Origin of the sequence: Stutzerimonas stutzeri, assembly GCF_002890895.1 — a bacterium.
Lineage (GTDB): Bacteria > Pseudomonadota > Gammaproteobacteria > Pseudomonadales > Pseudomonadaceae > Stutzerimonas > Stutzerimonas stutzeri_AB.
The window spans coordinates 118,822-136,390 of sequence record NZ_POUL01000010.1; the positions used below are offsets into that span (position 1 = coordinate 118,822).

19 protein-coding genes are annotated in these 17,569 nt (G+C 62.3%); 9 read left to right on the forward strand and 10 right to left on the reverse strand.

What is annotated here, in order from left to right; translation table 11 throughout:
* Positions 1–131: 131 nt before the first annotated feature.
* The 3 genes from CXK96_RS17270 to CXK96_RS17280 all read left to right on the forward strand — a co-directional run bounded on the left by CXK96_RS17270 (position 132) and on the right by CXK96_RS17280 (position 1,962).
* Entirely contained in the window at positions 132–698 is a 567-nt protein-coding gene (locus tag CXK96_RS17270) for a DNA-3-methyladenine glycosylase I (protein WP_102837668.1), read from the forward strand.
* A 72-nt stretch (positions 699–770) separates the two neighbouring features.
* Positions 771–1,658: a lysophospholipid acyltransferase gene (locus CXK96_RS17275; protein WP_102837669.1), complete on the forward strand. Its 888-nt coding sequence runs from the start codon at positions 771–773 to the stop codon at positions 1,656–1,658.
* A gap of 28 nt (positions 1,659–1,686) precedes the next feature.
* Complete coding sequence (locus CXK96_RS17280; protein ID WP_102837670.1) at positions 1,687–1,962, forward strand: PilZ domain-containing protein; 276 nt, start codon at positions 1,687–1,689, stop codon at positions 1,960–1,962.
* A gap of 32 nt (positions 1,963–1,994) precedes the next feature.
* Here CXK96_RS17280 and CXK96_RS17285 read toward each other — a convergent pair whose 3' ends face one another.
* The 5 genes from CXK96_RS17285 to ehuB all read right to left on the reverse strand — a co-directional run bounded on the left by CXK96_RS17285 (position 1,995) and on the right by ehuB (position 5,620).
* A complete protein-coding gene (locus tag CXK96_RS17285) occupies positions 1,995–2,312 on the reverse strand; it encodes a tetratricopeptide repeat protein (protein ID WP_102837671.1) in 318 nt (105 codons plus the stop codon).
* Positions 2,313–2,377: 65 nt separating this feature from the next.
* Positions 2,378–3,211 (reverse strand): ectoine/hydroxyectoine ABC transporter ATP-binding protein EhuA, encoded by an 834-nt coding sequence (gene ehuA / locus CXK96_RS17290; RefSeq protein ID WP_102837672.1) that lies wholly within the window; start codon positions 3,209–3,211, stop codon positions 2,378–2,380.
* A complete protein-coding gene (ehuD, locus tag CXK96_RS17295) occupies positions 3,208–3,867 on the reverse strand; it encodes an ectoine/hydroxyectoine ABC transporter permease subunit EhuD (RefSeq protein ID WP_102837673.1) in 660 nt (219 codons plus the stop codon). Before ehuD ends, ehuA begins: the two co-directional genes overlap by 4 nt.
* On the reverse strand, positions 3,864–4,523 hold the full coding sequence (gene ehuC / locus CXK96_RS17300; RefSeq protein ID WP_102837674.1) for an ectoine/hydroxyectoine ABC transporter permease subunit EhuC: 660 nt from the start codon (positions 4,521–4,523) through the stop codon (positions 3,864–3,866). The genes ehuD and ehuC overlap by 4 nt, the downstream gene beginning before the upstream one ends.
* A 242-nt stretch (positions 4,524–4,765) precedes the next feature.
* A complete protein-coding gene (gene ehuB, locus CXK96_RS17305; RefSeq protein ID WP_102837675.1) occupies positions 4,766–5,620 on the reverse strand; it encodes an ectoine/hydroxyectoine ABC transporter substrate-binding protein EhuB in 855 nt (284 codons plus the stop codon).
* A gap of 247 nt (positions 5,621–5,867) precedes the next feature.
* On the opposite strand from ehuB, the gene CXK96_RS17310 reads away from it, so the two are divergent.
* A complete protein-coding gene (locus CXK96_RS17310) occupies positions 5,868–7,277 on the forward strand; it encodes a PLP-dependent aminotransferase family protein (RefSeq protein ID WP_102837676.1) in 1,410 nt (469 codons plus the stop codon).
* Positions 7,278–7,473: 196 nt separating this feature from the next.
* A complete protein-coding gene (locus CXK96_RS17315) occupies positions 7,474–8,127 on the forward strand; it encodes a 7-cyano-7-deazaguanine/7-aminomethyl-7-deazaguanine transporter (protein ID WP_102837677.1) in 654 nt (217 codons plus the stop codon).
* Between the two features lie 65 nt (positions 8,128–8,192).
* Here the strand turns inward: CXK96_RS17315 and trkA are convergent, their stop codons facing one another.
* The 4 genes from trkA to def all read right to left on the reverse strand — a co-directional run bounded on the left by trkA (position 8,193) and on the right by def (position 12,457).
* Positions 8,193–9,566, reverse strand: a complete 1,374-nt coding sequence (trkA, locus tag CXK96_RS17320) for a Trk system potassium transporter TrkA (protein ID WP_102837678.1) — start codon at positions 9,564–9,566, stop codon at positions 8,193–8,195.
* A 72-nt stretch (positions 9,567–9,638) separates the two neighbouring features.
* Positions 9,639–10,961, reverse strand: coding sequence for a 16S rRNA (cytosine(967)-C(5))-methyltransferase RsmB (rsmB, locus tag CXK96_RS17325; protein ID WP_102837711.1), 1,323 nt, complete (start codon positions 10,959–10,961; stop codon positions 9,639–9,641).
* Positions 10,962–10,966: 5 nt separating this feature from the next.
* Complete coding sequence (fmt, locus tag CXK96_RS17330; protein ID WP_102837679.1) at positions 10,967–11,908, reverse strand: methionyl-tRNA formyltransferase; 942 nt, start codon at positions 11,906–11,908, stop codon at positions 10,967–10,969.
* A gap of 42 nt (positions 11,909–11,950) precedes the next feature.
* The gene (def, locus tag CXK96_RS17335) at positions 11,951–12,457 is read right to left on the reverse strand and encodes a peptide deformylase (protein WP_102837680.1); all 507 of its coding nucleotides are present in this window, start codon (positions 12,455–12,457) and stop codon (positions 11,951–11,953) included.
* Between the two features lie 148 nt (positions 12,458–12,605).
* On the opposite strand from def, the gene CXK96_RS17340 reads away from it, so the two are divergent.
* The 3 genes from CXK96_RS17340 to CXK96_RS17350 all read left to right on the forward strand — a co-directional run bounded on the left by CXK96_RS17340 (position 12,606) and on the right by CXK96_RS17350 (position 15,430).
* On the forward strand, positions 12,606–13,631 hold the full coding sequence (locus tag CXK96_RS17340; RefSeq protein ID WP_102837681.1) for a LysM peptidoglycan-binding domain-containing protein: 1,026 nt from the start codon (positions 12,606–12,608) through the stop codon (positions 13,629–13,631).
* Between the two features lie 86 nt (positions 13,632–13,717).
* A complete protein-coding gene (dprA, locus tag CXK96_RS17345; protein WP_102837682.1) occupies positions 13,718–14,809 on the forward strand; it encodes a DNA-processing protein DprA in 1,092 nt (363 codons plus the stop codon).
* Between the two features lie 63 nt (positions 14,810–14,872).
* Positions 14,873–15,430 (forward strand): L-threonylcarbamoyladenylate synthase, encoded by a 558-nt coding sequence (locus tag CXK96_RS17350; protein ID WP_102837683.1) that lies wholly within the window; start codon positions 14,873–14,875, stop codon positions 15,428–15,430.
* Positions 15,431–15,464: 34 nt separating this feature from the next.
* Here the strand turns inward: CXK96_RS17350 and CXK96_RS17355 are convergent, their stop codons facing one another.
* Positions 15,465–16,442 (reverse strand): quinone oxidoreductase family protein, encoded by a 978-nt coding sequence (locus CXK96_RS17355; protein WP_102837684.1) that lies wholly within the window; start codon positions 16,440–16,442, stop codon positions 15,465–15,467.
* A 153-nt stretch (positions 16,443–16,595) separates the two neighbouring features.
* Here CXK96_RS17355 and hemF point away from each other — a divergent pair, with 153 nt between their 5' ends.
* Positions 16,596–17,513: an oxygen-dependent coproporphyrinogen oxidase gene (hemF, locus tag CXK96_RS17360; RefSeq protein WP_102837685.1), complete on the forward strand. Its 918-nt coding sequence runs from the start codon at positions 16,596–16,598 to the stop codon at positions 17,511–17,513.
* Positions 17,514–17,569: the final 56 nt, after the last annotated feature.

A 17,569-nucleotide genomic window follows, 5' to 3' on the forward strand; every position in this document is an offset into this window, starting at 1 on the left:
TGTGCTGGCTTCGACAGAAAGCCTCGGAGTATACCCGATAACGGCTCGAACCCGTGGCGACGGGTGCTCTACGGCGTATCGCCACTCCCATTTTCCGATCTGCCGTTCGCCTCGTTCAAGGACTTGAAAACATGCCGCGTTGCGCCTGGTGCAATGACGACCCGTTGTACATCGAATACCACGACCGCGAGTGGGGCGTGCCTACCCGTGATCCCCAGGTCCTCTTCGAGTTTCTCATTCTCGAAGGTGCACAGGCGGGGCTGTCCTGGATCACGGTATTGCGCAAGCGAGAGCGTTATCGCCAGGTGCTGTTCGGCTTCGATCCGAAGCGTCTGGCACAGATGACCGATGCCGAAATCGACGAACGCATGCTCGACGCCGGCATCATCCGCAACCGTCGAAAACTGGAAGCCGCACGGTGCAATGCGCAGCGCTGGCTCGAGCTGGACGATCCGGCCGGTTGGTTGTGGTCCTTTGTGGGTGGCGAACCGAAGATCAACCATTTCGACTCGATCAGCCAGGTTCCGGCAGTAACCGCCGAAGCGGAAGCGATGAGCCGTGCGTTGAAGAAGGCCGGGTTCAGCTTTGTCGGGCCTACCATCTGTTACGCCTTTATGCAGGCGTGCGGCATGGTCATGGACCACACCACGGACTGCGATCAATACCCGGCACTGGCAACAACCGCGAGCAACGCCTGACGTGACGGCTTCAGGAGTTGCCAACTGCACGAAGCAGTTACACTAGCGTCTTTGATTTTTCGGGAGAGATCCTTGGACAAGCTCAAAGGTGCGCTGGTGGTTGGTTTTCTGCGCCTGTTCGCCCTACTCCCCTGGCGCGCGGTTCAGGGGTCGGGTCGCTTCATTGGCTGGTTGATGTGGAAGCTACCCAACCGCTCTCGCGAAGTCGCCCGGATCAATCTTTCCAAATGCTTTCCAGAACTCGAGGCTGCCGAACGGGAGCGCTTGCTCGGACAGAGCCTGCAGCAGATCGGCATGGCTTTTACTGAGAGTGCCTGCGCCTGGATCTGGCCAGCAGACAAGACGCTGCGTCTGGTCAAGGAAGTCCAGGGCCTTGAGGTCCTGGAGCAGGCGCTGGCTTCAGGCAAGGGTGTGGTGGGCATCACCAGTCATCTCGGCAACTGGGAAGTGCTCAATCACTTCTACTGCGCACAGTGCAAACCGATCATTTTTTATCGCCCACCAAAGCTCAAGGCGGTCGATGATCTTCTGCAACGCCAGCGTGTCCAGCTGGGCAATAAAGTCGCACCCTCGACTCGAGAGGGCATCATCAGCGTCATCAAGGAAGTCCGTAAGGGTGGCGCCGTGGGCATACCGGCGGATCCGGAACCCAGCGAAGGCGCTGGCGTGTTCGTGCCGTTCCTCGGCACGCAAGCGCTGACGAGCAAGTTCGTGCCCGGCATGCTCACGGGCGGCAAGGCTATGGGCGTGTTTCTTCATGCGTTGCGCTTGGATGACGGTTCGGGCTACAAGGTGATCCTCGAGGCGGCGCCGCCTGCCATGTACGACGAGGATGTCGAGGTCGCGGTGGCGGCCATGAGCGGCGTCATCGAGCGCTATGTGCGTAACTGGCCGAGCCAGTACATGTGGACCATGAAGCGCTTCAAAAAGCGACCCGCCGGCGAAAAACGCTGGTATTAACGACAGCTCATCCAGCAAAGGGACTTCAATGAGCAACCCGAATCAGCGACAGCATCCACGCGCACCGATGAAGTGCCGCATCCGCATCACCCACGAAACATTTGGCGAAGTGTTCGCGCACACCCGCGATCTCTCCGACGGCGGCGTGTACGTCAAACACCCGCAGCTGACCGAGCTGCAGCCGGGCATGACGGTCAGTGGGCAGGTTCAGGATCTCCCGATTCCCGCGCCGGTGCTGCAAATGGAAGTGATGCGGGTCGATGCCGAAGGTGTTGGGCTGCGCTTCGTCCAGCAAGAAGACTGATTCAGCAGCCCGCCCAGGCTTGAGCGGCTGGCCTAGCTGCCGGCCGGTTTGTTGAGTTTGCGAAGAAACACGTGCATTTCTTTCTCGGCCTGCTTGTCGCCATGCGCTTGTGCCGCGAGCAGGCCTTGTTCCCAGGCGCGCCTCGCGCCGTCTAGATCTCCACTGGCCTGTCGTGCCTTGCCGAGCAGTTTCCAGGCGGCAGAGTAGTTCGGATCCTGTTCGACGCTGCGTTGCAGGTGAATCGCGGCTTCTGCAGCGTCACCAGCGTCCAGATAACCCTTGCCCAGCCCGAAGCGCAGCATGGGGTTGTCCATGCCCTTGGCCAGCATCTTCTGCAGTGATTCGATCATCGCACTCCCCTGGAAATTCAAACCTGCGGTAGCCGCCAAAGCAGTGGCGTACTTGCACCACCAGCCTAGCTCGCCTGGGTGACTGCGCTGAGAAATTCCTGCGTGCGCGTCTCCTGCGGATTGCCAAACAGCTCGTCCGGGGTGCCCTGTTCGTGGATCCGGCCCTCGTTGAAGAAGCATACACGGTCGGCGAATTCCCGCGCGAAGCCCATCTGGTGAGTGACCATCAGCATCGTCAGGCTGTGCGCATCACCCAGCCGCCGGATGACGTTGAGGACTTCGCCGCAGAGTTCAGGATCCAGCGCAGAGGTCACTTCGTCGAAAAGCATGACCTTGGGCCGCATTGCCAAGGCTCGGGCAATGGCTACGCGCTGTTGCTGACCACCGGACAGTTGCGAGGGGTAATGGTCGAGTTTGTCTTCCAGACCGACCATGGCCAGCAGCTCTTCGGCACGCTCACGGGCTTCCTTTTTCGACAGCCCTAGCACTTGCACCGGTGCTTCCATCACGTTCTGCCGGGTGCTCATGTGCGGGAACAGGTTGAAGCTCTGGAACACCATACCCACCTTGCCGCGGACGCGACGAAGATGCCGTGCGTTGGCGCGCACCAGATTGTCGTGGGCATCCGGCATGTGGGTCAGCGGTTCGTCATCGACCATGATCACGCCTTCGTCGATATCTTCCAGGGTCATGAGCGCCCGTAAAAGCGTGGACTTACCGGACCCACTGGGGCCAATGATGGCGACTTTCTCTCCGGTTCGGACATCGAGGTCGAGGTGATTGAGCACGGTCAGATCGCCGAAGTGTTTGCTCACATCGCGAAACTGCACCATCAGCTCCGGCTCGTTGGCGGTGCTGGCTGAGTTCTGTGTGTCGCCGGCAGGCATCGGTGCGTTCATCGGGCAAGCTCCATACGGTTTTCCAGTCGGCGTACGAACCAGGCAAGGCCGAGACTGAGAATGAGGAAGAACAGGCCGACCATGGTGATCGGTTCAAGGTAACGGAAGTGTTCCGAGCCGATGTTCTTGGCCCGCTGCATGATCTCCACCACCGTGATGGCGGAAAGCACCGGCGTGTCCTTGAGCATCGAAATCATGTAGTTACCCAGCGCCGGGAGAATCGGTCGCAACGCTTGCGGCAGGATTACCTTGCGGTAGGCGTTGAGGGGCTTCATGTTCAGCGCGGTGACTGCCTCCCATTGCGCACGCGGCACCGCATCGAGCCCGGCGCGGTAGACCTCGGCGGTGTAGCAGGCGTAGTGCAGCGCGATACCAAAGATGCCCGCCTGCAGCGCGGACAGGTTGAAACCGTAGTTGGGCAGGACGAAAAACAGGAAATACACCTGAATCAGCAGCGGTGTGCTGCGGACGAACTCGATCAGACCTGTCATTGGCCAGGACAACCAGCGATGCCGGCTGCGACGCCCTACTGCCAGGAACAGCCCCAGCACGATGGCGATGGAAAACCCGGCGATGGTGATGCCGATGGTTTTCAGTGAGGCATCAAGCAGCCTGGGAAGAATCTCCCAGGCAAATTCCCAATCGAAGAAATTCATGACATGCCTCCCCGCATGCGGCCGCGCGCCAGTCGCCGCTCAAGGGTGCGCATGGAAAAATTGATGATCTGTGCGAGCACGAAGTACATCACCAGTGCCAGGCCGAAGATTTCCAGTGTCATCAGGGTGGCCTGATCAAGCTGGCGAGCCCGGAAGGCCAGATCGGACAGCGTAATCAGGGATACCAGCGAGGTATTTTTCAGCAGTTCGATCAGCAGGTTGGTACCGGGCGGGATCGCGGCCAGCAATGCCTGCGGCAGGATGACCCGGCGCAAGCGCTGGCCGGCGGTCATGTTCAGCGCTTGGCAGGCCTCGTACTGCCCTTCGTGCACCGAGCGGATGGCGCCACGCAGCACCTCGGCACCATAGGAGCCGATGTTCAGGCCGAGTCCGATCACGGCAACATTGAACGCGCTCATGGCGATATTGAAAGGCGGCATCGGCAGGACAAAGTACAGCCAGAACAGCTGCACCAGCAGCGAACTGCCGCGGAAGACTTCGATGTAAACGATGGCCAGCCAGCGCAGCGGCTTGATTGGCGACAGTCTGCCCAGAGCGCCGATCAGCGCGGCGACAATTGCCAACAGGGAGCCGAAAAAGGTGATCTGTACGGTCACCCAGGCCCCTTGCAGCAGGAGGGGGAGGAGTTCGGTCATCTTGGATTTCCAGTGGCCGGCGCGGCGGTAGCCGCTGAGAAGACAAGCGGCTCGCGAAGCTTGGCTGCGTGAGCGCGGTGACAGACTTGCCTGCCAGCGTCGAGGAACGGGCAGCAGCCAGCCGGGAGCGGGCCATATCGCATGAGTGCGATAGAGCCGAGAGCAGGTGGCAGAGCAATGAAAAGGCTATTCACAGAGGAAAGTCCGGTGCGGCAGCCAAGCTGCCGTACCGGCTCCATTGATCAGGCGCTACACAACTCTTCGGCGGTCTTGTCGGTGATGTTCGAGCGGTCGAAGCCGAAGGGTTCGACGGTCTTCAGATGCTCTTCGCTGCCGAGCCATTTCTTCAGTTCGGCGTTGACTGCGTCACGCAGTGCCTTGTCTTCCGGGCGGAACGCCAGGGCGCCATAACCGGTGTTGGCCGGATCGTCCTTGAAGTTGTCGGTGGCTTCGACCTGATCCCCGGCCTTCTCGGCCAGGCCACGCATGGTCAGCTGAGTACCCACGGCTGCATCGGCGCGGCCGGTGCGCACGGCCTGCAGTTGTGAGGTGGTGTCAGGCACCTGAACGATCTGCGAATCCTTGATGCCGGCCTTGCGGGCGTAATTGAGATTGACGGTGCCGGACATGATGGCCAGCTTGATCGACTCATCCTTGGCGATGTCTTCGTAGCTCTGCAACTGCTTGGGGTTACCGGCCTTGACCAACAGGGTGTCCTGCAACTGGTAGTGCGGATCGGTAAACAGCACCTGCTTGCAGCGCTCGGGTGTGATGTACATGCCGGCCGCGATCAGGTCGAAACGGCTTGCGCGCAGCCCAGGGATCAGGGAGCCCCATTCCGTAAGCACGGGTTTGATGGTTTCGACGCCCATTGCCTGGAAAATCTTCTCGACGATCTCAGGGGATTCGCCGGTGACGCTGCCGTCAGTATCGGTGTAGGCAAAGGGGGTCTCGTTGGCGTAGCCGATACGAACGCTGCTCTTCGCCTTGATGTCGTCGAAGGTATCCGCCTGGGCCTGGCCACCGATGGATAGGCCGGTCATTACGGCGGAGGCCAGCAAAAGTTTGCCGAAACGGAAAGGACGTGCGCGATTCATCGTGAATTCTCCTGTGCTTTTTATCGTTCGCGGGCCGAGACCTGCAGTTCAGAGGGCAGCTTCAAGAGCATCAGGACAGGGCATTCCCTGCCTCAACGCGGCTTTCGACCCCTTCATTCTGCCGGAGGGTGCGCCGCGTTTCGCTGCCTGAGCATACAAAAGCGGTTTTCCTCATAGGATTGCACTAGGACAATTGCATGACATTGCGCTTCGGCCGATCCTGTTGGCTCGACGGAGGTGGAACGTCATGCACAACTGGAAAGACGCCTTGCTCGCCGCGCATGGCGGCGGATCGAAGTACAAGCTGCTGGTCACGGCCATCGCGACCGATATCGAGCGGGGTGAGCTGCAGGATGGCCAACGACTCCCAACGCAACGGCTGCTGGCCGAGCAGCTGGACATCAGCGTGCAGACGGTGACCAACGCCTACAAGGAACTGGAGCGCCAGGGCTGGGTGCGCTGCGAGGTCGGACGCGGCAGCTTTGTCAGTCGGCGTATCAGTGAGCGGGTCGCCACCTCCATGCTCGACCGCGGCGAACATTCGCTGCTCGACTTCTCCACGGCGCGCATCGTCCGCAACGAGCGCCATGATCGCTACTGGCGGCAGGCTTGCGCAGAACTGGCTGCCGAGCACGAACAGCCTTGGATCCATGCCTGCCGGCCGATTGCCGGCTTTGAACATCACCGTGAAGCCGGGGTGCAGTGGCTCGCCGGCCTGGGCCTGTGTGTTGAACCACAGGATCTGCTGCTGACCAATGGCGCTTCCCAGGCGATCTTTCTTGCCCTTGCCTCGTTGGCCGGCCCCGATGACCTGGTGCTTTGTGAAAGCTGTACGGATCACGGCGTGATCGGTACCGCGCAGGTGTTGGGCTTCAAGCTTCAGGGCGCAGAGGCTGACCGCGACGGCCTCGATCCGGAGCATTTCGAAGACATCTGCGCCAACGAACGTGTCACCGCGTTGGTCTGCACGCCGAACCTGAACAACCCCACCAGCAGCCTGATGCCAGACAGCCGTCGGCGAGAAATTGCCGAGATCGCACGCCGCTACGGCGTCTACGTGATCGAAGACGACGTGTACGGCCCCTTGCTCGGTAACGACCGGCCGGCGCCGCCGCTGAGCCATTATCTGCCGGAGCTGGCCTTCTATTGCACCAGTCTGACCAAGTCCGTACTGACAGGCTTGCGCCTCGGCTACCTGGCGATGCCTCGGCGGTTGGCGTTGCGCACCGAGAGCATTTTCAGGGTGAACAGCTGGATGGCAGCACCCCTGCTTGGCGAGATCGCGACGCGCTGGATCGAGCGTGGCCGCGCCGAGGAGCTGGTGAGCCTGCAGCGGGAGCTGATCGCGGCTCGGCAGGCTGCGGTGAGCGCCGAACTGGGCGATTACCTGCGCGGCAGCCATCCGGCTTCGCTCAGTGCCTGGCTGGATGTTCCCGAGCACTGGGATCTCGACGCCCTGCAGCACGAGTTGCGCGCGCGCGGTATAGCGCTGACGCTGCCTGATCCGTTCCTTCCGCCCGGCAGCCAAAGGCCCAGAGCCATGCGCCTATGCATCGGCGCGGAGTGCAGCGATCAGCGCTTGCGCACCGGCCTGGCAAACATTCGAGACGTCTTCGAGCAGTACCCGGAAATCCATGAATTCCGCGGCGCTCGTTAGCCACTCGGCGGCCTGCCGCTAAGCGCTTTGAGCCACGAATGCTGTTGCCTCTTGGGACAGACGGAGACAAATGCATCCGGGCGTTCCGACCGGCGCGCTATCCGCCAGGTCGAAATGACACTAGAATGCGCGCCGCTCGGGCCATGTCGGCACGGCAATGGGTTCCCTAACCCCATCACCTCAAAAAGGAAATGCCATGTTGCAGCTCCCACCATCGGTCCGCCGCGCCACGTTGGCCGGTCTGATCGCGTTTCACATCCTCATCATCATCGCCAGCAACTATCTGGTGCAGCTGCCGATCACCCTGTTCGGCTGGCACACCACCTGGGGCGCTTTCAGTTTTCCGTTCATCTTTCTCGCCACCGACCTGACCGTGCGTCTACTCGGCAAAGGCCCGGCACGCCGAGTCATCGCGCAGGTGATGGTTCCGGCGCTGGTCGCTTCCTATGTGGTCTCGGTGCTGTTTCACCAGGGCGCGTTTGGCGGGTTCGCAGCGCTGGGTGAATTCAACCTGTTCGTGTTCCGCATTGCGGTCGCCAGCTTCCTTGCCTATGCGTTCGGTCAGATTCTCGACATTCAGGTGTTCGACCGACTACGGCGCTTGCGCCAGTGGTGGATCGCGCCAAGCGCTTCAACCATCTTCGGCAACCTGCTGGACACCTTCCTGTTCTTCTCCATCGCCTTCTGGCACAGCGACGACCCCTTCATGGCGGCGAACTGGGTGGAGATTGCCAGCGTCGACTACGTCATCAAGCTGATCATCAGCCTGGCGCTGTTCGTTCCGCTCTACGGCATGCTGCTTAACGCCATCGTGCGTCTGCTGCCCGGCCAGCGCACGGTGACGGCATAAGCGAAGGGCGACGCATCACCGCTCGATCAGGGCAAAGATCGAGCGGGGTGCGCTAGCGCTGCCTGTCAGAAGAAGGTAAGCCCGGCCTGGAACAGGCGTTCCACGTCGCGGATATGCTTCTTGTCGACCAGGAACAGGATCACGTGATCGCCTGACTCGATGACCGTGTTGTCATGGGCGATCAGCACTTCTTCGTCACGGATCACCGCACCGATGGTAGTGCCGGGCGGCAGGGCGATCTTGCCGATGGCCCGGCCGACCACCTTGCTCGAACGGGAGTCACCGTGGGCGATCACCTCGATGGCCTCGGCGGCGCCACGGCGCAAGGAGTGAGCGCTGACGATATCGCCGCGGCGCACGTGGGTCAGCAGCGTGCCGATAGTGGCCAGTTGCGGGCTGATGGCAATGTCGATTTCACCGCCCTGAACCAGGTCCACATAGGCCGGGTTGTTGATGATGCACATCACTTTGCGTGCGCCCAGGCGCTTGGCCAGCAGCGACGACATGATGTTGGCCTCGTCGTCATTGGTCAGCGCGAGGAACACATCGGCATCGTTGATGTTCTCTTCCACCAAAAGGTCGCGATCAGAAGCGCTGCCCTGAAGGATGATGGTGCTGTCCAGGGTGTCGGAGAGGTAGCGGCAGCGCGCCGGGTTCATCTCGATGATCTTGACCTGATAGCGGCTTTCAATGGCCTCGGCGAGGCGCTCGCCGATGTGGCCGCCGCCGGCAATGACGATGCGTTTGTAGTTATCATCCAGCCGGCGCATCTCGCTCATCACTGCACGGATATGCCCGCTCGCGGCGATGAAGAACACCTCATCGTCCGCTTCGATGACCGTGTCGCCCTGCGGCAGGATGGCCTGATTGCGGCGGAAGATCGCTGCCACGCGGGTGTCGACGTTGGGCATGTGTTTGCGGATCTGGCGCAGCTCCTGGCCCACCAGCGGTCCGCCATAGTAGGCGCGTACGGCGACCAGCTGCGCCTTACCCTCGGCAAAGTCGATCACCTGCAGCGAGCCGGGGTGTTCGATCAGGCGCTTGATGTAGTTGGTCACCACCTGCTCGGGGCTGATCAGCACGTCGACCGGGATCGCCTCGTTGCTGAAGAGACCTGAACGGGTGAGGTACACCGACTCGCGCACCCGCGCAATCTTGGTCGGGGTGTGGAACAGGGTGTAAGCGACCTGGCAGGCGACCATGTTGGTCTCGTCGCTGTTGGTGACGGCCACCAGCATGTCGGCATCGTCCGCACCCGCCTGGCGCAGCACCGTAGGGAATGAGCCACGACCGACTACCGTACGGATGTCCAGGCGGTCGCCGAGGTCGCGTAGGCGATCGACGTCAGTGTCGACCACGGTGATGTCGTTGGCTTCGCTGGCGAGGTTTTCGGCAAGCGTACCGCCCACCTGCCCTGCGCCGAGAATGATGATCTTCACGCGATCGCTCCTGAAAGGCGGCTTGTAACCGCCACAGCATGAGGTAGCCGAGACGTTGGCGTCTGGCTCACCTTAGGATTGTCGGCCATTGGGTTGGGCCGCGACTTTAATCAATTTGGCGTAGTAGAAGCCGTCGTGGCCATTGTCCTGAGGCAAAAGCTGACGTCCATGCGGCTGTTCGACGCCGAACCCCTTGGGCAGGTCCAGTTCGCGGGCGCCGGGTGTGCGCGTGAGAAAGGCTTCGATCACCTCGCGGTTTTCGGTCGGCAGTACCGAACAGGTGGCGTACAGCAGAACCCCGCCGACAGACAGGGTCGGCCATAGTGCGTCGAGCAGCTCGCCCTGCAGCGCCGCCAGGGGGGCGATATCGTCGGCCTGGCGTGCCAGCTTGATATCGGGATGCCGACGGATAACGCCGGTCGCCGAGCACGGTGCGTCGAGCAGGATCCGCTGAAAGAGTTGGCCATCCCACCAAGCGTCGGTGGCGCGGGCGTTGGCAGCCACCAGCGTGGCGTCGAGCTGCAGGCGATCGAGGTTTTCCTGCACACGCTGCAAGCGCTTCGGCTCAAGGTCCAGGGCGATGACTTCAGCCAGCGCAGGTTCGCGTTCGAGGATGTGGCAGGTCTTGCCGCCCGGGGCGCAGCAGGCATCCAGCACCCGCTGGCCGGGAGCCAGATCGAGCAGGCTGGCGGCCAGCTGCGCGGCTTCGTCCTGTACGCTGATGCGCCCCTCGGCAAAGCCCGGCAGCTGCGTGACATCGCAGGCCGCAGCGAGTCGAATGCCGTCTTCGCTGTGGCTGCAGGGGAACGCTTCGATGCCGGCGTCCTGCAGTTCGGCGAGATAGGTGTCGCGCCCGACCCGGCGATGGTTGACCCGCAATATCATCGGCGGATGCAGGTTGTTTGCGGTACAGATCGTCTCCCAGTGTTCCGGCCAATGAGCCTTGAGCGACTTCTGCAGCCAGCGCGGGTGGGCAAAGCGAATCACCGGGTCACGTTCGAGCTCGGCGAACAGCGCTTCGCCGTCACGCTGGGCGTTGCGCAACACGGCGTTGAGCAGCCCTTTTGCCCAGGGCTTCTTCAGCTTCTCCGCGCAGCCCACGGTTTCACCAATGGCGGCATGCGGCGGAATCCGGGTGTAGAACAGCTGGTACAGGCCGACCAGCAGCAAGGCCTCGACATCGCGATCCGCTGCCTTGAATGGCTTTTGCAGCAATCGCTCGGCAAGACCGGATAGACGCGGCTGCCAGCGGGCGGTGCCGAACGCCAGCTCCTGGGTCAGGCCACGATCACGCGCGTCCACCTTGGCCAGCACGTCGGGCAGGCTGCTGTTCAGCGAGGCTTTACCGGACAGCACCACGGCCAATGCGCGGGCAGCGGCGAGACGCGGGTTCATCGACATTATTCAAACACCTTGCCGACAGCGAACTGTTCGCGGCGGCTGTTGAACACGTCGCTGACGGCCAGCGTCTTGCCGCCCGGGAGTTGCAGGCGAGTGATGATCAGCGAACCCTCGCCACAGGCGACCTCCAGGCCGTCCTTGCTTGCCTCGATGATCTGTCCAGGCGTGCCCTGCCCTGCGGACGCACACGCAGCATGAATTTTCACTGCAGCGCCGTCGAGGCTGCTGTGGCAGGTCGGCCAGGGATTGAATGCCCGCACGAGCCGCTCAAGCTCGACCGACGGTCGCTTCCAGTCGAGCCGTGCTTCGTCCTTGTTCAGCTTGTGCGCATAGGTGGCCAGATTGTCGTCCTGAACCTCACCAACGAGCGTGCCGGCTTCCAGCGCAGTGACTGCATCGATCACGGCCCTCGAGCCGAGGTCGGCCAGCCGATCATGCAGGGTGCCACCGGTATCCTCCGCTGTGATCGGTGTGCGGACCTTGAGCAGCATCGGCCCGGTGTCCAGCCCCGCTTCCATCTGCATGACGGTCACGCCAGATTCGGCATCGCCTGCTTCGATAGCCCGCTGAATCGGCGCTGCGCCACGCCAGCGCGGCAGCAACGAGGCATGGCTGTTAATGCAGCCCAGGCGCGGCATATCCAGCACGGCCTGCGGCAAGATCAAGCCGTAGGCGACGACGACCATGAGGTCCGCCTGCAAGCCCGCCAGCTCCGCCTGCGCAGCCGGGTCACGCAGGCTCTGGGGTTGATACACCGGAATCTCGTGCTGCAGCGCGAGCTGCTTGACGGGGCTGGGCATCAGTTTCTGGCCACGGCCCGCCGGGCGATCCGGCTGCGTATACACCGCCACGACCTGACGCTTGCCGTCGAGCAGGGCTTGTAGATGCTGAGCGGCGAATTCCGGCGTGCCGGCGAAAACGATGCGCATAGAAGGACTCATCAATAAAAAAGGCTTGCTGCTGCAAGCCTTCGGGGTGGGAGATCAAGCCTGCTGACGGTGAAGCTTTTCCAGCTTCTTCTTGATCCGGTCGCGCTTGAGATTGGACAGGTAGTCGACGAACAGCTTGCCGTTGAGGTGATCGCATTCGTGCTGGATGCAGACTGCGAGCAGGCCTTCGGCGATCAGCTCATAGGGCTGGCCGTCGCGGTCCAGCGCCTTGATCTTCACCTTCTGTGGCCGGTCGACGTTTTCGTAGAAGCCGGGCACCGACAGGCATCCTTCCTGATACTGCTCCATTTCGTCGGTGAGAAACTCGAACTCGGGATTGATGAAGACCCGTGGATCGGTCTTGTCCTCGGACAGGTCCATCACCACGACCCGCTTGTGCACGTTGACCTGCGTCGCGGCCAGGCCGATGCCGGGTGCGTCGTACATGGTCTCGAACATGTCGTCGATCAACTGACGAATGCCGTCATCGACCACGTCCACCGGTTTGGCGATGGTGCGCAGGCGTGGATCGGGAAATTCTAGGATGTTCAGGATTGCCATATGCGTTTGTGATGCACTTATGGAATAAAGTCAAAAGCCGCTGCTAAGATGCCGAGCAGCTTGTAAACGGCTTAACGCCGCTTTCCACAAGGGTTACTGCGGCGCTAGGGCGCTTTACGTGAAGGCACATCATAAAGGGATTCACCACATGAGGAAATCACTACTCGCCCTGCTGTTGGTGGCGGTTGGCGGCATGGCACACGCCGCTGTACAGCTCAAGGATGACCATCCGGAGCAGTACACCGTAGTGAAAGGCGACACACTCTGGGACATTTCCGGTCGCTTTCTCAGCGAGCCCTGGAAGTGGCCCGAACTCTGGCACGCCAATCCGCAGGTCGAAAATCCGCACCTGATCTATCCCGGCGACAGCCTCAGCCTGGTCTACATCGAAGGCCAACCGCGCCTCATGCTCAACCGTGGCGCCTCGCGCGGGACGATCAAACTCTCGCCGACTGTTCGCACAACACCCATGGCTGAGGCCATCAGTACCATCCCGCTGGAAGCCATCAACAGCTTTCTGCTGAGTAACCGCATTGTCGACAGCGCTGCTGAATTCGAGGCCGCGCCCTACATTGTTGCCGGCAATGCCGAGCGCGTGATCAGTGGCTCTGGTGACCGCGTCTACGGCCGCGGCGAGTTCCAGGATGACATCGGCGTCTACGGTATCTTCCGTCAGGGCAAGACCTACGTGGACCCGGAGAGCGGGGAATTCCTCGGTATTAACGCCGACGATGTAGGCACTGCCGAGCTTCTCGACATGGAGGGCGACATTGCAACCCTGATGCTCACCCGGGTTACCCAGGAAGCGCGTATCGGCGACCGTCTGTTCCCCAGTGAAGAGCGTGCGATTAATTCGACCTTCATGCCGAGCGAGCCGAAAGAAGAAATCAACGGCGTGATCCTCGATGTGCCGCGCGGCGTGACCCAGATCGGTCAGTTCGATGTGGTCACCCTGAACCGGGGCGCGCGTGACGGACTGAGCGTCGGCAATGTGCTGGCGGTGTACAAGACCGGCGAAACCGTCCGCGACAGGGTCACCGGTGAAAACGTGAAGATCCCGGATGAGCGCTCGGGCCTGCTGATGGTCTTCCGCACCTACGACAAGCTCAGCTATGGCCTGGTCCTGCAGGCGACACGCTCACTCTCGGTGATGGACAAGGTCCGCAACCCCTGAGACCCCAAGCCCCGCATTGCGGGGCTTGTCATTTCTGCTGAACAAGCACTGCATGGATGCGGTGCGACGAGACAAGGACTGTTCTCATGCCTTCGATTTCCCCCGCCGAACTGGAAGCGCGCCTGCGCCTGCACATGTTGCCGGAGCTGGGCCCGCGTCGTCTGCGTAAGCTGCTCAGTGCGTTTCCCGATGCGTCTTCTGCGCTCAGTGCGCCAGGGTCCGCCTGGCGCTCGCTGGGTTTACCGGCTGGTTGCGCCGAAGCCAGGCGCAGTCCGGCAATTCGTGAGCGAGCCGCTGCCAGCCTCAAGTGGCTGGAAGCGCCGGCGCGACATCTGCTGATGTGGGATAACCCGACTTATCCCGGTTTGCTGGAAGAGCTGCCGGACGCTCCGCCGTTGCTGTTCATCGAAGGTGATCCAAGCCTTTTGGAGCGACCGCAGCTGGCCATGGTCGGAAGCCGACGCGCTTCACGGCCGGGACAGGATAACGCCACGGCCTTTGCTCGCAGTTTGGCGCGCGGTGGTTTCGTGATCACCAGCGGGCTGGCGCTGGGTATTGATGGTGCGGCTCATCAGGGCGCACTAGACGTCGGCGGCAAGACCATCGCCGTACTGGGTACCGGGCTCGAACAACTGTATCCGCGCCGCCATCTGGGGCTGGCTGCACGCATCGTTGAAGGCGGTGGTGCGCTGGTATCCGAGTTACCGCTCGATTGCCCGCCGCAGGCCGCCAACTTTCCACGTCGCAATCGCATCATCAGCGGCTTGTCGTTGGGTGTGCTGGTGGTCGAGGCAAGCCCTTCGAGCGGCTCGCTGATCACGGCCCGTCTGGCTGCCGAGCAGGGCCGTGAGGTCTATGCGATTCCCGGCTCGATCCACCATCCGGGCGCCCGAGGCTGTCATCAGCTGATTCGCCAGGGCGCGGCGCTGGTGGAAAGTGTCGAAGATGTGCTGCAAGCCTTGCGCGGCTGGCAGCAAGGCCCGGCCGCTCCCGAAGCGCAACGATCCGAGCCGATGCATCCACTAGTCGCCCAGCTGCATGCCGCCCCCATGAGCAGCGAGGCGCTGGCCAGTGCGGTGAACCAGCCTTTGTCGGAAACCCTCGCAGCGCTCACCGAGCTGGAAATCGAGGGACTCGTCGCTTGCGAGTACGGTCGCTGGATCGCCTGTACGGATTGAGGGCTGCTGTGCTGCCACCAGCGCTTGGGTACACTTCGCCGATCAGTCTCAGGGGAGTTGGCAATGGTCGGCAATTGGCGTGTGCAGCAGGCGGCGCGAGTCGTTAGACGTGGTGGAGTCATCGCTTATCCGACCGAGGCGGTGTGGGGGCTGGGCTGCGATCCCTGGGACAGCGATGCGGTGCATCGGTTGCTCGCTCTCAAGGAGCGGCCAGTGGAGAAAGGCCTGATCCTGGTCGCCGATTGCATTGAGCAATTCGAATTTCTGCTGGACGATCTTCCTGAGCGCTGGCTGGACCGGTTGGTTGGCAGCTGGCCGGGGCCGAACACCTGGCTGGTCCCGCACCGCGACCGTCTGCCTGACTGGATCACCGGCGAGCATGACAGCGTGGCGCTTCGTGTGACCGATCACCCGCTGGTCGCCAGGCTATGCGCCCTGACCGGCCCATTGGTATCCACATCGGCCAATCCGGCCGGCCGACCTTCGGCACGGTCGCGTCTGCGCGTCGAGCAATACTTCCCTGGCGATCTGGACGGCGTGCTGGGCGGCAGCCTGGGCGGTCGTAAAAACCCCTCCACCATCCGCGACATACGCAACGGCGAGGTGATTCGCGCCTCCTGACGCCGCTGGCGTCAGGGCGTACACGCCGGCCGGCTCAGGGCAAGAGGACGGTCGAGCCGGTTGTCTTGCCTGCAGCGAGCTGGCGCTGTGCCTCGGCTGCGTCGGCGAGTGGGTAGCGTTGGCCGATCTCCACGTTTATCTTTCCGCTGGCGATCATCTCGAACAGCTCGGCCGCCATGTCCCGCAGGCGTTCGGCTGAGGTGGCGTAGCCGGCCAGGGTCGGGCGCGTGACATACAGCGAGCCCTTCTGCGCCAGTACACCGAGGTTGACCCCCGTCACCGCGCCGGAGGCATTGCCGAAGCTGACCAGCAGGCCACGCGGTGCAACGCAATCGAGCGAGATGTCCCAGCTGCTCTTGCCCACCGAGTCGTAGACCACCGGACATTTCTGGCCATCGGTCAGCTCCAATACGCGCTGCACCACGTCTTCCTGCGTGCGGTCGATGGTTGCCCAGGCGCCCAGCGACTTGGCGCGCTCAGCCTTTTCCGCCGAGCCCACCACGCCGATCAGTCTGGCGCCGATGGCTTTGGCCCACTGGCAAGCGATCGATCCGACACCGCCCGCCGCCGCATGGAACAGGATGGTTTCACCGGCTTTAAGCGCATAGGTCTGGCGCAGCAGATATTGTGTCGTAAGGCCCTTGAGCATCACCGAGGCGGCTTGTTCGAAGCTCACGCTTTCGGGCAGCTTGACCAGATGCCGCGCTGGCAGGGTGTGGTGTTCACCGTAAGCACCCAGCGGTCCGGTCGCGTAAGCGACACGATCACCTACCGCGAAATCATCGACGCCCTCCCCCAGCGCGTCAACGACGCCAGCAGCTTCGGTGCCCAGGCCCGACGGCAGGCTCGGCGGCGCATAGAGCCCGCTGCGAAAGTAAGTGTCGATGAAGTTCAGGCCGATCGCATGGTTGCGCACGCGGACCTCACCGACACCGGGTGCGGCGACCGGGACGTCGACCTGTTCGAGGACTTCAGGACCACCGTGCTGACTGAACTGGATGCGCTGCGACATATCGACTCCTGGCAAATACAAAGGAGCCTATCCAACGCTTCCCGGGCGCGTCCGTCAATTGGCCCGGTGATATGCTTGCCGGCCTTCTGTTCTAGCGCTGCCGCTCTGGGCCCATGCCCGGCGGCAACGCAGCCCACTTGCCAAGGTGAATTCGTGAACGAGCGTACCGAAGCCGTCAAAGCCTACCTGCTCGATCTGCAGGACCGTATCTGCGCCACCCTTGAGACCGAGGACGGCGGCGCGCGCTTCGTCGAGGATGCCTGGACGCGTCCTGCAGGCGGCGGTGGCCGGACCCGGGTCATCGAAAACGGTGCGCTGATCGAAAAGGGTGGCGTCAACTTCTCCCACGTTCACGGCAGCGGTCTGCCGCCTTCGGCCAGTGCCCATCGTCCGGAACTGGCCGGCCGTGGTTTCGAAGCGCTCGGCGTGTCGCTGGTGATCCATCCGGAGAACCCTTACGTGCCGACCTCCCACGCCAACGTGCGCTTCTTCATTGCCGAAAAGGAAGGTGAGGAGCCGGTCTGGTGGTTTGGTGGCGGCTTCGACCTGACGCCCTACTACGGCAATGAAGAGGACTGCGTGCACTGGCATCGCGTGGCCCGGGATGCCTGCGCGCCGTTCGGTGCCGATGTCTACCCGCGATACAAGGAATGGTGCGACCGCTATTTCCACATCAAGCATCGCAACGAGCCGCGCGGGGTCGGTGGGCTGTTCTTCGATGATCTGAACGAATGGGATTTTGATACCAGCTTTGCCTTCATGCGGGCGGTGGGCGATGCCTACATCGAGGCTTACCTGCCCATCGTCCAGCGTCGCAAGGCGATACCGTACGGCGAACGCGAGCGCGCCTTCCAGGAGCTGCGCCGCGGTCGCTATGTGGAATACAACCTGGTGTACGACCGCGGCACCCTGTTCGGTCTGCAATCGGGTGGACGCACCGAGTCGATCCTCATGTCATTGCCGCCGCTGGTGCGCTGGGGTTATGACAAGCATCCCGAACCCGGCTCGCCGGAGGCGCGCCTGACCGAGTATTTCCTGCAGGATCGAGACTGGCTGGGCGAGCAGCGCTGACGCGGCTTTCTCACACGTTGCGTCTGCCAGACGCTTACGCGTGAGGCGTTCGAACC

Coding starts and splice junctions, on each gene's coding strand:
- CXK96_RS17270 (WP_102837668.1), top strand. CDS start 132: ATGCCGCGTTGCGCCTGGTGCAATGACGACCCGTTGTACATCGAATAC.
- CXK96_RS17280 (WP_102837670.1), top strand. CDS start 1,687: ATGAGCAACCCGAATCAGCGACAGCATCCACGCGCACCGATGAAGTGC.
- CXK96_RS17285 (WP_102837671.1), bottom strand. CDS start 2,312: ATGATCGAATCACTGCAGAAGATGCTGGCCAAGGGCATGGACAACCCC.
- ehuA (WP_102837672.1), bottom strand. CDS start 3,211: ATGAACGCACCGATGCCTGCCGGCGACACACAGAACTCAGCCAGCACC.
- ehuD (WP_102837673.1), bottom strand. CDS start 3,867: ATGAATTTCTTCGATTGGGAATTTGCCTGGGAGATTCTTCCCAGGCTG.
- ehuC (WP_102837674.1), bottom strand. CDS start 4,523: ATGACCGAACTCCTCCCCCTCCTGCTGCAAGGGGCCTGGGTGACCGTA.
- ehuB (WP_102837675.1), bottom strand. CDS start 5,620: ATGAATCGCGCACGTCCTTTCCGTTTCGGCAAACTTTTGCTGGCCTCC.
- CXK96_RS17310 (WP_102837676.1), top strand. CDS start 5,868: ATGCACAACTGGAAAGACGCCTTGCTCGCCGCGCATGGCGGCGGATCG.
- CXK96_RS17315 (WP_102837677.1), top strand. CDS start 7,474: ATGTTGCAGCTCCCACCATCGGTCCGCCGCGCCACGTTGGCCGGTCTG.
- rsmB (WP_102837711.1), bottom strand. CDS start 10,961: ATGAACCCGCGTCTCGCCGCTGCCCGCGCATTGGCCGTGGTGCTGTCC.
- fmt (WP_102837679.1), bottom strand. CDS start 11,908: ATGAGTCCTTCTATGCGCATCGTTTTCGCCGGCACGCCGGAATTCGCC.
- def (WP_102837680.1), bottom strand. CDS start 12,457: ATGGCAATCCTGAACATCCTAGAATTTCCCGATCCACGCCTGCGCACC.
- CXK96_RS17340 (WP_102837681.1), top strand. CDS start 12,606: ATGAGGAAATCACTACTCGCCCTGCTGTTGGTGGCGGTTGGCGGCATG.
- dprA (WP_102837682.1), top strand. CDS start 13,718: ATGCCTTCGATTTCCCCCGCCGAACTGGAAGCGCGCCTGCGCCTGCAC.
- CXK96_RS17350 (WP_102837683.1), top strand. CDS start 14,873: ATGGTCGGCAATTGGCGTGTGCAGCAGGCGGCGCGAGTCGTTAGACGT.
- CXK96_RS17355 (WP_102837684.1), bottom strand. CDS start 16,442: ATGTCGCAGCGCATCCAGTTCAGTCAGCACGGTGGTCCTGAAGTCCTC.